The sequence below is a fragment of the Streptomyces dioscori genome, from assembly GCF_003024195.1.
GTDB classification, from domain to species: domain Bacteria; phylum Actinomycetota; class Actinomycetes; order Streptomycetales; family Streptomycetaceae; genus Streptomyces; species Streptomyces dioscori.
In genome coordinates, this window is record NZ_KZ679045.1 from 114,987 (window position 1) to 128,210 (window position 13,224).

The following is a 13,224-nucleotide window of genomic DNA, read 5'->3' on the forward strand; positions in this document are numbered from 1 at the left end:
GATGAAGTCCGCGGGCTGGATCACCGGAGCCGCCGCGGCCGTCCTCGTGACGGCCGGGGCGATCACGTACGCGGTCGCCGACGGCGACGACTCCGGGATGCGGCCGCCCGCGGCGGACTCCGCGGACGCGGGCTTCGCCCGTGACATGTCCGTGCACCACCAGCAGGCCGTCGAGATGTCGTACATCGTGCGCGACCTCACCGACGACGAGGACGTGCGCCGCCTGGCGTACGACATCGCGCAGACCCAGGCCAACCAGCGCGGCATGATGCTCGGCTGGCTGGACCTGTGGGAGCTGCCCAAGGTGTCCGCCGACGAGCCCATGGAGTGGATGGGCATGGCGGGCATGGGGTCCGGCGAGGACGGCGCGCTGATGCCGGGCATGGCGACCAACACCGAGATGGACGCGCTGCGCAAGCTGAGCGGCAAGGCGGCCGAGGTGCGCTATCTGCAGCTCATGTACGCCCACCACGTGGGCGGTGTGCACATGGCCAAGGGGTGTGTGGAGCGCTGCCAGGTCGGTGTGGAGCGGCGGCTCGCGCAGGGCATGGTGCAGGCCCAGGAGTCCGAGATGAAGCTGATCTCGGATCTGCTCAAGCAGCGCGGTGCGAAGCCGCTGAACTGATCCACAACTGATCCACGATCAGTCCACAACTGACCCGTACCACCCCAAATCCCTTTCCCATACGTTTCCTTGGGTTGGTTTTGGGCCAGCCATGTCCCGGCCATTCCCCTGGCATGAACGGTTCATCGCAAGAGTGACCCCCATCCAGTGATCCTTTGGGGGTTTCATGAGATCCAATCGCGCCGCGGTGCGCGCCGGTGTGAGCATGGCGGCGACCCTGCCGCTGCTCGCCGGCGCGCTGGCCCTGGGCATACCCGCGGCCCACGCCTCCGACGGCCCGGCCGGCCGTGACACGCTCCAAGGCACCAAGCCCCTGTGGGCCACGGCCGGGGCGGACAAGGGGGCCACGGCGGACAGCTCCCGGGTCTCCGCCCGGGTCTACCTCGCCGGACGGGACGCGGCGGGCCTGAGCGCCTACGCCGAGGCCGTCTCCGACCCGTCGTCGGCCTCGTACGGGAAGTACCTCACCGCGCGGCAGGCGCAGTCCCGCTTCGGCGCGACCGAGGCGCAGGTGGCCGAGGTGACGGCCTGGCTGAAGTCGGCGGGACTGACCGTCACCGGCACCAGCACGCACTACGTGTCCGTGACGGGTGAAGTGGCGGACGCGGAGAAGGCGTTCGGCACGCAGTTGCACAACTACGCGAAGGGCAAGAAGACCTACCGCGCCCCTTCGAAGGCCGCCTCCGCGCCCGCCGGGCTGAACGGCGCCGTCCTCACCGTGACCGGTCTGGACAACGCCCCGCACAAGGCGGACCACGCCGACACCCTGCCGCCGCCGGACGCCGTGTTCCGCAACGCCGGACCGTTCTCCTCGTACTACGGCTCGAAGACCGCGACGACGCTACCGGGCGCGTACGGCACGAAGGTCCCGTACGCCGTGAAGGGGTACACCGGCAAGCAGCTGCGGGCCGCCTACGGGGCGGGGAAGGCCACCGGCAAGGGCGTGACCGTGGCGATCACGGACGCGTACGCCTCGCCGACGATCGCGGCGGACGCGGCCACGTACGCGCGCAAGCACGGTGACGCGGCCTATCGCGGCGGGCAGTTGACGCAGGTGCTGCCCGGTCAGTACACGCGGACCGAGGAGTGCGGGGCGGCGGGCTGGTACGGCGAGGAGACCCTCGACGTCGAGGCCATGCACGCGGTCGCGCCCGCCTCGGACATCGTCTACGTCGGCGCCGCGTCCTGCTACGACGACGACTTCCTCGACACGCTCGGCAAGATCGTCGACGGGCACCTCGCCGACATCGTCTCCAACTCGTGGGGCGACATCGAGGCCAACCAGACACCGGACCTCGCCGCCGCCTACGACCAGGTCTTCCAGCTCGGCGCGATCGAGGGCATCGGCTTCTACTTCTCGTCCGGCGACAACGGCGACGAGGTCGCCAACACCGGTACGAAGCAGGTCGACACCCCCGCCAACTCGGCATGGGTCACGGCGGTCGGCGGTACCTCGCTCGCCGTCGGCAAGGGCGACACGTACAAGTGGGAGACCGGCTGGGGCACGCTCCGGGCCGCGCTGTCCGACGACGGGAAGAGCTGGACGGACTTCCCGGGCGCGTACACCTCAGGCGCGGGCGGCGGGACCAGCGCGACGGTGAAGCAGCCGTACTACCAGCGGGGTGTCGTGCCGTCGAGGCTGGCGAAGACGAAGGCCAAGGCGAACGGCGGGCAGGCGCAGGCCATGCGGACGGTTCCCGACATCGCGGCGATCGCCGACCCCAACACCGGGTTCCTCGTCGGGCAGACGCAGACCCTCCCGGACGGGACGCAGAAGTACGACGAGTACCGCATCGGCGGCACCTCGCTCGCCTCGCCCGTCATCGCGGGCATCCAGGCGCTCGCCCAGCAGGCACGCGGCGGGCATGCGATCGGGTTCGCCAACCCGGCGATCTACGACCGCTACGGCACGAAGCTCTACCACGACGTCACGGACCGCCCCACGGGCCGCGACCTCGCGGTGGCCCGCGTGGACTTCGTCAACGCCTTCGACGCCTCGGAGGGCCTGCTGACCTCGGTCCGCAGCCTCGGCAAGGACAGCAGCCTGAAGGCTGTGCGGGGGTACGACGACGTCACGGGGGTGGGTTCGCCCGCGCCGGGTTACGTGACCTCGTACCGCCGCTGAGTCACTGAGCCGCTGAGGATCTGAGGATCTGAGGATCTGAGGTTCAGCGGCTTCTCATCTCCGGTGCGTCCGTTCCTCTTCCTGGCCGGCGGGGGACGGGCGCACCGGTTCGTTCCCCTCCTACGGCTCATCCAGGATTGCCGCCGCCACGTCCTGGGGGCGGTCGAGCATGACGAGGTGACCCGCGGGGGCGGCGACGCGGAAGGTGGCGCCGAGGCGCTCGGCGAGGCGTTCCTGGCGGTCCGGCCAGTGTCGTGAGCCGGTACGGTCAAGGTCCGCGTGGGCGGCGAGGACGGTGACGGGTACGTCCGGCAGAGGACGCTCCCGGAGGCCGTCCAGCTCGACCGCCTGGTCCCGGTAGGTCGCGTTCTCGGCGAGGGCAGCCCGCAGGGAGCGGCTGGTGGAGTAGGCGCGCCGGACGAGGTCGTACGGCGCCGGGTCGTACGGCGCCGGATCGTACGGGGTGGAATCTCCGTCTCCGCTGTTCCTGCGTACGGCCCTGACCGCGGTACGCCGTAGGAGGGGGCCCAGTGCCCTTGGCAGGCCCGCGCCCGCCAGCAGCGTGCCGCACGCGCGCGTGGCGGTGTTCCGCAGGGCGGGGGCGCGGCTCGGGCGTGGTGCCTCCTCGACGCTGGAGTCGACCAGGACGAGCCCGGCCGTCCGGTCCGGGTACAGCCGCGCGAAGGCCTCGCAGTGGAAACCGGCGAGCGAGTGCCCGACGACCGTGGCGGGCGTGTGGACTCCGACCGCGTCGAGCACGCGCGCGATGCGGTGCGCCTCACCGGTGAGCGTGGGCCAAGCGCGCGCGGGCGCGGGGGCGCTGAGGCCTAAGCCCGGCCGGTCGAAGCGGACGACCGTGCGGTACGGGGTGAGGAGCGGCACCACGGGGTCCCAGTCGAACCAGGACATGCCCAGGCCGACGCTGAGCAGACAGACGGGGGCGGTGCCTGCGCCTGCGCCTGCGCCGTCCACGCGGATGTGGTGCGGGATTCCGCCGATGCGGACGAAGGTCATGAGCGGGCTTCCGCTTCGCGTAGAGCCCCGCGGAGAGCCCCGCGGGCGGCTGGCTCAGGAGCGTGGAGGAGGGAGACGGCCAGTGCGCCCAGCCAGATCGCGATGACGCCGACCTGAAGGCGCTGGGCGATGCCGACGCCCCAGCCGGCGTGGCCCGTCTCCAGAGCGGCGATCGCGGCCAGGGTCCAGGCGGTGGCGGCCAGTTCGAGCGCCAGGAGGGCGGGGCCCATGCGGGTTGTGCGGGTGAGGGTCGCCATGGCGACGAGGATGCCGCACAGGGCGACCGTGCTGCTCACCGTGTGCGCGGAATGGGTCCACGGGACCAGGGCCGCGGTCTCGTTCGCGGCGCACTCCGGGTCGGTGGTGGGGGTGCAGCTGAGCGGGAGCCGGGAGTCGACGGCTGTGGCTGCGCCGAAGAGGAAGAGGGCGGCTCGGGCGGTGCGTGGGATGCGTCCGGCCGACATTGTTGCGGCTGCGGCGCACACGAGCGTGCCTGCGAGGAGGTCCGTGGTGCGGAAGAGGGTGGTGTACGGCTGGTTGGTGGCGGCGAGTTCACTCACGTAGGTGTGGGTCGGGGGGAGGCCTGTTCCGAGGAGCGCCTCCAGGGTCCATGCGGAGTAGGTCAGGGCTGCCAGGGCCAAGAGGGTGGCGGTTGCGGCCGGGGCCGGGCGGGGTGTGATCATTGACGCCCATGATCGGGGCGGGGGGTTGGTTTCGCACGTTGCCGGGTGCGGGCCGGTGGGGGCTGGTCGCGCCGTTCCCCGCGCCCCTGTTCTCGACTGCGGGCCCGGTGGGGGCTGAGCGCGCAGTTCCCCGCGCCCCTAAAGACGACAGGACTGCGCAGTTCCTTGCGCCCCAAAAGGCGAAAAGACTGCGCAGTTCCCCGCGCCCCTAAAAGCGAAAAGACTGCGCAGTTCCCCGCGCCCCTGAAAACGACGGGACCGCGCCCGCCACAGCGGCGACCAGCCCCAGCGGCCTGGCTTTTAGGGGCGCGGGGAACGGCGCGACCAACCCCCACCGGCCCGCAGCCAACCGACAAACCCGAGGGGGCACCCCTCAAAGGGGCGCGGGGAACGGCGCGCTCAGCCCCCGCCGGGCCCGCGCCGAGAACGAGGGCCTCGGGAGCCGCGTGGGCAACCCCCGCCGGGGCGTGCCCGGGGCGGCCAGGCCATAACGTCTCTCTGACGATTACACTGGACCCGTGCCTCAACTACGCCTCGCCCTGAATCAGATCGACTCGACCGTCGGCGATCTCGCCGGGAACGCCGAGGCGGTCGTCCGCTGGACCCGGCACTCAGCCGAGCAGGGAGCGCACCTCGTCGCGTTCCCCGAGATGGTGCTGACCGGGTACCCCGTAGAGGACCTGGCCCTGCGGTCGTCCTTCGTGGAAGCCTCCCGCGCGGCCCTGCACGCCCTCGCCGCCCGGCTCGCCGAGGAGGGCTTCGGGGAGCTGCCGGTGGTCGTCGGCTACCTGGACCGTTCCGAGAAGGCCCAGCCCAGGTACGGGCAGCCGGCCGGCGCCCCGCGCAACGCGGCAGCGGTGCTGCACCGCGGCGAGGTGGTCCTCACCTTCGCCAAGCACCACCTGCCGAACTACGGCGTCTTCGACGAGTTCCGCTACTTCGTGCCCGGCGACACCCTGCCGGTCGTACGGGTGCACGGCATCGACGTGGCGCTCGCCATCTGTGAGGACCTCTGGCAGGACGGCGGCCGGGTCCCGGCGACCCGTTCCGCCGGGGCGGGCCTGCTGCTCTCGATCAACGCCTCCCCGTACGAGCGCGACAAGGACGACACCCGCCTCGACCTCGTGCGCAAGCGCGCGCAGGAGGCCGGTTGCACGACCGCGTACCTGGCCATGATCGGCGGTCAGGACGAGCTGGTCTTCGACGGCGACTCGATCGTCGTCGACCGGCACGGCGAGGTCGTGGCGCGGGCGCCCCAGTTCTCCGAGGGGTGTGTCGTCCTCGACCTGGACCTGCCCGCGGCGGCCCCCGAGCCGCCCTCGGGTGTCGTGGACGACGGGCTGCGCATCGATCACCTCGTCATCTCCGACGAGCCGCTGCCGCCGTACGAGGCGGAGCTGTCCGGCGGGTACGCCGAGCGCCTCGACGCCGACGAGGAGGTGTACTCCGCGCTTGTGGTGGGCCTGCGGGCGTACACCGCGAAGAACGGTTTCCGCTCCGTGCTGATCGGGCTCTCGGGCGGTATCGACTCCGCCCTCGTCGCCGCGATCGCCTGCGACGCGCTCGGCGCCGAGAACGTGTACTGCGTGTCGATGCCGTCCAAGTACTCCTCGGACCACTCCAAGGGTGACGCGGCCGAGCTGGCGCGGCGGACCGGGCTCAACTTCCGGACCGTACCGATCGAGCCGATGTTCGACGCGTACATGGGGTCGCTGGGTCTCACCGGGCTCGCCGAGGAGAACCTCCAGTCCCGGCTGCGCGGCACCATGCTGATGGCCCTCTCGAACCAGGAGGGGCACATCGTGCTGGCGCCGGGCAACAAGTCCGAGCTGGCGGTGGGGTACTCGACGCTGTACGGCGACTCCGTGGGCGCGTACGGGCCGATCAAGGACGTCTACAAGACGTCGATCTTCCGGCTCGCCGAGTGGCGCAACCGGGCCGCGGCCGAGCGGGGGCAGACTCCGCCGATCCCGGAGAACTCCATCTCCAAGCCGCCGAGCGCCGAGCTGCGGCCGGGGCAGGTCGACACGGACTCGCTGCCGGACTATCCCGTCCTGGACGCGATTCTGGAGCTGTACGTCGACCGGGACACGGGGGCCGACGCGATCGTGGCGGCGGGGTTCGACCGTGAGGTGGTCACCAAGACGCTTCGGATGGTGGATACGGCCGAGTACAAGCGGCGGCAGTATCCGCCGGGTACGAAGATCTCGGCGAAGGGGTTCGGCAAGGACCGGCGGCTGCCCATCACCAATCAGTGGCGCGAGCGGTTGTAGTCGTCCGCGGTGAAGGGGATCAGAGGTCCTCGTAGGTGAATTCGTCCTCGGGGGCCGTGGGGGATGCCGTCACGCCCACGGCCACCGTGATGTCCACCGTTTCGGGCATGAGGCCTTTGGACGGCACGGTCACGGTGAGCTCTGTCGCGCTCTGGACCATGACGCCGGTCCCGGCCGTGTCCTTGAAGCGGACGGTGGTCCTGTCCGCGACGAAACCCGAGCCCCTGACGGTGACCTGCTTGCCCTCCCTGGAGCGTGGCGGTTCGACTCCGCCGACCACCAGCGGGGCGGGGCCGTCGTAGGCGAAGCGGCCCAGCGGGACGGCGGGCGACGTGCCGAGGTCGTTGGTGACCCGGACGTCGACGATGCCGACTCCCGCCGGAGCCGTGGCACTGATCAGTGTTCCCGACGGGTCGACGGACCAGTCGGCGCACGGGATCGTGCCGAAGTCGAGGACGCTCCCCGGGGTGAATCCCGTGCCGTGCACGAGGACCGGGGTGTCGCCCGTTCCGAAGGTGGGGTCCACCGCGGTCACCACCGGTCCGGCGAGGACGGGAGTACCGCCCAGCAGGTCCAGGTACGTGGAGTTGGCGTGCTGGTGGGCGACCTGGCCCAGATAGTCGGCCGTGGTCTTTTCGACCAGTCCCGGGTCGTGATTCCCGTAGTCCTGGTTCAGCGCGACGGTTCCGGCGTCGGGCTGGACGTAGACGTTGCCCTTGCGGAGCAGGTCGATCTCGTCCAGCAGGATGCCCACCTCAGTGTTCGCCACCGGGCCCTGGCCCTTCGGGTACCAGGTCTTCGCCAGGGCCAGGTCGGACCAGGCCCGCGGCACCAGGTCGTAGTAGTTGGTGCAGGTCACGAAGGGCGTCCATGGTCCGCCGTCGACGAACTGGGCGAAGTCCAGCGGGCCCGCGGTGGGCGCCGCGAAGGTGACGAGGCCGAACTGCGGCTCGCTCGGCGCCCAGTCCTGGGCCTGGAGGTAGGGGGCCAGCATGGTCGCGACACAGCCGCCGAGGCTGTGGCCGGTGACGTGGACCACCGGCCGGGGCGTGGACGGCGCGGCCGCGAGCAGGGCGGCGAGTGCCTCCCTGAGCGTCACCCTCGACGGAAGGGCGGGACCGGGTCGGCCCGACTCCCCCACGGGCACCTTCCCAACAAGCACCTTCCCCACCGGCGCTTCTCCTTCCGGCGCCTCCTCCGTGGGTGTTCCTCCGATGAAGCCGCGGGCGTTGGCGATCTCCGTGAAGGCGGCCATGGCCCCGGCGGAGACCGCCACGGGCGCCGCCGACCCGGCGGCGGTGAACGGCACCAGCGTGCCGACGTCGAGGTCCTCCATCATGTCGACCGGGCTGTCCACCGTGCCGCGGACCACCACGGCGAACTGGTTCGAGCCGTCGTGGTTCCGGACGATGCAGGCCATGTTCGCGTTGTCCGGGGTGAGCCCCAGCCACGCCAGCCGCCACGTGCCGCCCGTGTCGATCGAGGGGTCGTGCAGCTGCAGCCAGATACCGCCCACGATGCGTGCCACGTGCTCGTCGCGGGTCTCCCCCGAGGGGCGCGGGGTGGCCGCGGTGGCGGCGATCGCGGCGAGGGCCATCGTCTGGGCTTCGGTCAGCAACGTCCGGGACACCTGTGTCATACCTGCACCTGCTCCTTGCATGTCATCACCAGGGACGGGCGGGCGGCCCTCGATCGCCGAAGTCGCGCGGGGTCGCACAGGAGTCACGCCGGCGCAGCGCCGTCGTCGCGTCGAAGCCGCGCCGATCGTACGGAGCCCACTCGGTGATGTCCGGCTCCGGGCGACCTGGCGGCTCCGGTCAGCCGTGGATTTCAGGCTCCCGGCCCAACGCGGCGACCGGTCCGCGCCGCGGCGGGCGGTGTTCGCCGGGCAGGCGGGGGGCCAGGAGCAGCATCAGTGCCGCGCCCAGTGCGGCGAGCAGGCCGACGGCGAGCCAGGGCAGCAGGCGGTCGTGGCTGAAGAGCACCCCGAACAGGGTGGGCGCGAGGACGTTCGCCCCTGCGTAGGAGTACTGGAACGCCGCCAGATAGGTGCCCCGGGAACCGGGCGGCGCCGCGTCCGCGGCGAGCGCGTTGGAGGCGGGTCCGTAGACCATCTCCGCGAGGGTGTAGCAGACCACCGCCGCCGCCAGGAACGGCACGAGTGCCCCGGGCGGCAGCAGGACGGCCGACGCGGACGCGGCACACCACAGCGCCCACAGACCGCCGGCCCAGGCCATGGCGCGGGAGCGGGTGCAGCGGCGTCGCACGAAGCGGGTCACGGCGGCCGTGCAGGTGGCGAGCAGCAGGGTGTTGAGGGCGAGGAGGGGGCCGGGCGCCCAGTCCGGTCCCGACAGGCCCTGGATGACGTACACGGGCAGTGACAGGGACAGGAACGTGCTGCACGTGGCGAAGATCGTGGAGATCGCGATCAGTGCGAGGTAGGGGCGGTCCCGCAGCAGTGCGCCGTAGCCGGAGCGGCCCTCGGATGGTGGGGCGGCGTGCGGTGTGGCGGGTACCGCGAGGGCGACCACCAGCGCGGCGGCCAGGAACGCCAGCCCGGAGGCCAGGATCAGTCCGTCGTAGACGCGTGTCGAGTCGACGGCGAGCACCGCGCCCGCGAGCAGGGCGCCGCCGCCCGCGCCCGCTTCCCGGATCATCCCGGCCCGGGCGAACCAGTGGTCCTTGGCGTCCGCCCCCATCGCAGCCGGCCCCGCCGCGTCCGTGCCCTCGGCGTTCGCGCTCTCGGCGTCCGCCAGGTCGGCGATGAGGGTGAAGACCGAGGACCAGTAGACCCGCAGGCCCGCCGTGGTCACCAGCATGGCGGCCACCAGCGAGCCCGTGCCCGACACCAGCAGGTAGAGCAGGAACCCGGTCCCTTGCAGCGCCTGTCCGGCGGCGACCACCAGCCGCGGCCCGAACCGGTCGGCCAGCTTTCCGACGACCAGCGGCAGCGGCAGGGTCAGGGCGGTGCTCACACTGGTGAGCACGCCGATCGCCACCAGGTCCAGGTCGGTGACCCGCAGGAAGTACAGCATGGACAGCGGGAGGTACAGGCCCGTGCCCAGCGAGTCGACCGCCACCGCGGCCAGCAGCGGCCGGCGTCCGCGCCGTAAGCCGCCGCGGCCCGTACCGCCGCCCGTCCTCGCCCGTGCCACGTGATGGCCCCCTCGTTCCGCCGGCCACCCGCTGACCGGCCCACGTTTGTAACAGGGATGCCGGTGCGCCTCAACCGCTTATCCCCGCCGCCGCCGGGCGGCAGGGGCAGCGGCGGCCGGCGTCAGTGGTGGGCCGGGACCTCCGCGTGCTGCGGGGTGTGCGTCGCCACTATGCGGCCCGCGTTCGTCGTGCCGCGGTTGCGGTCGACCGTGTACGCGACGGCCGCGACGCCCAGGCCCAGCACCGCCAGGCCCGCGCCCGCGAGCGCCGGGGACGTGACGCCGTAACCCGCCGCGAGGGCCAGACCGCCGATCCAGGCGCCGCCCGCGTTCGCGAGGTTGAAGGCCGCCTGGTTGGCGGAGGAGGCCAGGGACGGGGCCGAGGACGCCTTCTCCATGACCATGAGCAGGAGCGGGGAGCTGGTCATGAACGCCGCCGCGCCGAGCAGGACCACCGCGAGGGGCGCGCTCCACGCTGTACCCATCATGAGCGGGAAGAGGGCCAGGACCGCCACCAGCGAGACCAGGCCGCCGAACAGGGTGCCCCGCATCGAGCGGTCCGCCAGCCGGCCGCCGAGCAGGTTGCCCGCCGTCGCGCCCACGCCGAACAGCGCGAGCAGCAGGGTCACGCTGGAGTCGGCGTACCCGGCGGAGTCCGTCAGCATCGGCGTGATGTAGCTGTACGCCGAGAAGAGCGCGCCGAAGCCCGCGACGGTCGTACCGAGGGCCAGCCAGACCGGGAGCGACTTGAGTGCCCGGAGTTCGCCGCGCAGCCCGGTGGGGGCGATGTCGTGCTCGGTGTTCCGGGGCAGGAGCAGCGCCAGGGAGCCGATGGCGGCCAGGCCGATCACGCTGACGCCGAGGAAGGTGGCGCGCCAGCCGAACTGCTGGCCGACGAAGGTCGCGGCGGGGACGCCGACGATGTTCGCGACGGTCAGGCCGAGGAACATCAGGGAGACCGCGCGGGCCTTGCGCTCGGCGGAGACCATGCCGGTGGCGACGACCGCTCCGACGCCGAAGAACGCGCCGTGGGGCAGGCCGCTCAGGAAGCGGGCCGCGAGCAGTGAGGTGTTGTCGGGGGCGAACGCCGAGAGCGTGTTGCCCACGACGAACAGCGCCATCAGCCCGATCAGCACCTTGCGGCGGGCCATGCGCGCGGTGACCGCCGCGAGCAGCGGGGCGCCGACGACGACACCGATCGCGTACGCCGAGACGAGGTGGCCGGCGCTGGGGATCGAGATGTTCAGGTCGTCCGCGACGTCGGGCAGCAGCCCCATCATCACGAACTCGGTGGTGCCGATGCCGAAGGCGCCCACGGCGAGGGCGAGCAGGGCCAGGGGCATGAGGGACCTTTCACAGGGGAGAGCGGTGTTCCGTGCAGTTTATGTTCACCTGCGGAACAAAGCCTCCCAGCCCCAGTATTCCCAGGGGTTACGAGCTGGTTGCCGACAGCTTCACGCGGGCGGCGATCGGGAGATGGTCACTGCCCGTCTCCGGGAGCGTCCACGAGGTGACCGGCTCGACGCCCTTGACCATGATCTGGTCGATCCGCGCCATCGGGAACGACGCCGGCCAGCTGAACCCGAAGCCGCTGCCCGCCGCGCCCTGCGCGGAGCGCATCTGCGAGGTGACGCCGTTCAGCGCGCGGTCGTTCATCGTGCCGTTCAGGTCGCCGAGGAGGGCGATGTCCGGCAGCTTCTCGTCGGCGATGGCCTCCCCGAGCGCGTCGGCGCTCTTGTCGCGCTGCCGCGCGGTGAAACCGGCCTCCATCTTCACCCGCACGGAGGGCAGGTGCGCCACGTACACCGCGAGCCGTCCCTCGGGCGCGGTGACGGTCGCCCGCATCGCACGGGTCCAGCCGAGCTTGATGTCGACGGGGGCGGCCCCGCTCAGCGGGTACTTGCTCCACAGGCCGACGGTGCCCTGCACGGAGTGGTACTTGTACGTCGGGGCGAGGGCCTTCTCGTAGACCGGGACCGCCGACGTGGTCAGTTCCTCCAGGGCCACCACGTCCGCGCCGGAGGCGGCCACGTCACGGGCCGTGCCCTCCGGATCCGGGTTGTCCGCGTTGACGTTGTGCGTCGCGACGGTGAGGTCCCCGCCCGAGCCCGTCCGGTCGACGAGCAGCCCGCCGAACAGGTTGACCCAGATGATCGCGGGCAGGAGCACGGCGATCAGCGCGGTCGCGGACCTGCGGACCAGCGCGAGGACGAGCAGCACCGGGACGGCCAGCCCCAGCCAGGGCAGGAAGGTCTCCAGGAGGCTGCCGAGGTTGCCGATCCTGTTCGGGATCTGCGCGTGCAGCGCCATCACCAGGGCGAGTACGAGGGCGAACGCGGCCAGGACGATGCCCCGCCGCCAGATGCCCCGGTCGGTACGGAGCGACGTCAGCAGGCGGCGGAGCCGGGGGCCTCTGCGGTCGGGTCCCTGGCCGCCGCTGCCCGTCTCCGTCATGTACGCCTGCGCCATACCGTCGCCTCACCAACTGCCGTTCACATCAACCCCGCGCCTAAGACCCTAGGGGATGATCGCGATCGTTCCCGCCGCCGCACGGCGGCCGTACGGGCACAAGGACGAGCGAGAGGGCGCGGCGAGTTCCGGCGGCGGGCCAGGTGGGGTGGTCTGTGACGGAACGCGCACATTGACCTGGCCGGCGTGCGGGGGCCGAACCCGCGGGGCTCAGCGGGTGGCCGGGGTCAGCGGGCGGTGGGGCCCAGTCCCGCCAGGACCGTGTCGACGATTCGTTCGGACAGTCCCTCTTCGAGGCCCGCGTCCGGGCGGATGACCGCGCGCACGAGCATGGGGCCCACGAAGAGGTCGTTGGCCAGTTCGACGTCGACGTCCGCACGGAACTCGCCGTTCGCCTGACCGCGCCGCAGGACGTCGAGCGTCAGCAGGCGGCGCGGTTCGATGACGGCCGCGTGGTAGACCTTCCACAGCTTGGGGCTGCTCTTCATCTGCGCGTAGACGTTGTGCATGATCGCCGACGAGCGCGAGGCCAGACCTCGGTGCCGCAGCGTTTCGAGTATGACGATCAGGTCGTCGCGCATGGAGGTGCCGGGCAGTTCCGGGTCGGGCGGTTCGGCGGTGCGCATCACGTCGCAGAAGAGTTCCTCGCGGCCGCTCCAGCGTCGGTAGATGGTGGCTTTGCCGACGCCCGCGATGCGGGCCACGCGTTCTATGGAGATCTCCGCGAGGGGGACGCCTTCCTCCAGGAGGCGCATGACGCCCTCGATGATCGAGCGTTCCACCGCCTCGCTGCGGGGGCGGCCTCTGGCGGGGGCGCCGCCCCGTCCGGCTCCGGTTCCGGCTCCGGCTCCGATTCCGGTTACGGCTCCGGTTCCGGCCG

General features: G+C 71.8%; 10 protein-coding genes. 3 read left to right on the plus strand and 7 right to left on the minus strand.

Going from position 1 to position 13,224, the window contains the following annotated elements; all coding sequences use genetic code 11:
- Position 1 precedes the first annotated feature (1 nt).
- Both C6Y14_RS21160 and C6Y14_RS21165 read left to right on the plus strand, forming a co-directional pair.
- The gene (locus C6Y14_RS21160; RefSeq protein ID WP_107018338.1) at positions 2-625 is read left to right on the plus strand and encodes a DUF305 domain-containing protein; all 624 of its coding nucleotides are present in this window, start codon (positions 2-4) and stop codon (positions 623-625) included.
- Positions 626-791: 166 nt separating this feature from the next.
- A complete protein-coding gene (locus C6Y14_RS21165; protein WP_107018339.1) occupies positions 792-2,750 on the plus strand; it encodes a S53 family peptidase in 1,959 nt (652 codons plus the stop codon).
- A gap of 120 nt (positions 2,751-2,870) precedes the next feature.
- On the opposite strand, the gene C6Y14_RS21170 is transcribed toward C6Y14_RS21165, so the two are convergent.
- Both C6Y14_RS21170 and C6Y14_RS21175 read right to left on the minus strand, forming a co-directional pair.
- Complete coding sequence (locus C6Y14_RS21170; RefSeq protein ID WP_107018340.1) at positions 2,871-3,764, minus strand: alpha/beta fold hydrolase; 894 nt, start codon at positions 3,762-3,764, stop codon at positions 2,871-2,873.
- Positions 3,761-4,447: a DUF998 domain-containing protein gene (locus tag C6Y14_RS21175; protein WP_107018341.1), complete on the minus strand. Its 687-nt coding sequence runs from the start codon at positions 4,445-4,447 to the stop codon at positions 3,761-3,763. The genes C6Y14_RS21170 and C6Y14_RS21175 overlap by 4 nt, the downstream gene beginning before the upstream one ends.
- A 518-nt stretch (positions 4,448-4,965) precedes the next feature.
- Between C6Y14_RS21175 and C6Y14_RS21180 the strand changes: the two genes are divergently transcribed.
- Positions 4,966-6,720 (plus strand): NAD+ synthase, encoded by a 1,755-nt coding sequence (locus tag C6Y14_RS21180; protein ID WP_107018342.1) that lies wholly within the window; start codon positions 4,966-4,968, stop codon positions 6,718-6,720.
- Between the two features lie 19 nt (positions 6,721-6,739).
- On the opposite strand, the gene C6Y14_RS21185 is transcribed toward C6Y14_RS21180, so the two are convergent.
- The 5 genes from C6Y14_RS21185 to C6Y14_RS21205 all read right to left on the minus strand — a co-directional run bounded on the left by C6Y14_RS21185 (position 6,740) and on the right by C6Y14_RS21205 (position 13,099).
- Positions 6,740-8,359 carry a lipase family protein gene (locus C6Y14_RS21185; protein WP_159074292.1) on the minus strand — a complete coding sequence of 540 codons (1,620 nt, stop codon included), beginning with the start codon at positions 8,357-8,359 and terminating at the stop codon, positions 6,740-6,742.
- Positions 8,360-8,537: 178 nt separating this feature from the next.
- Complete coding sequence (locus C6Y14_RS21190; RefSeq protein WP_225891188.1) at positions 8,538-9,875, minus strand: MFS transporter; 1,338 nt, start codon at positions 9,873-9,875, stop codon at positions 8,538-8,540.
- Between the two features lie 122 nt (positions 9,876-9,997).
- Positions 9,998-11,218, minus strand: a complete 1,221-nt coding sequence (locus tag C6Y14_RS21195) for an MFS transporter (RefSeq protein ID WP_107018344.1) — start codon at positions 11,216-11,218, stop codon at positions 9,998-10,000.
- Between the two features lie 88 nt (positions 11,219-11,306).
- Positions 11,307-12,344, minus strand: a complete 1,038-nt coding sequence (locus C6Y14_RS21200; RefSeq protein WP_107018345.1) for an endonuclease/exonuclease/phosphatase family protein — start codon at positions 12,342-12,344, stop codon at positions 11,307-11,309.
- Positions 12,345-12,571: 227 nt separating this feature from the next.
- Positions 12,572-13,099, minus strand: coding sequence for a TetR/AcrR family transcriptional regulator (locus C6Y14_RS21205; RefSeq protein WP_107018346.1), 528 nt, complete (start codon positions 13,097-13,099; stop codon positions 12,572-12,574).
- Between the last annotated feature and the right edge of the window lie 125 nt (positions 13,100-13,224).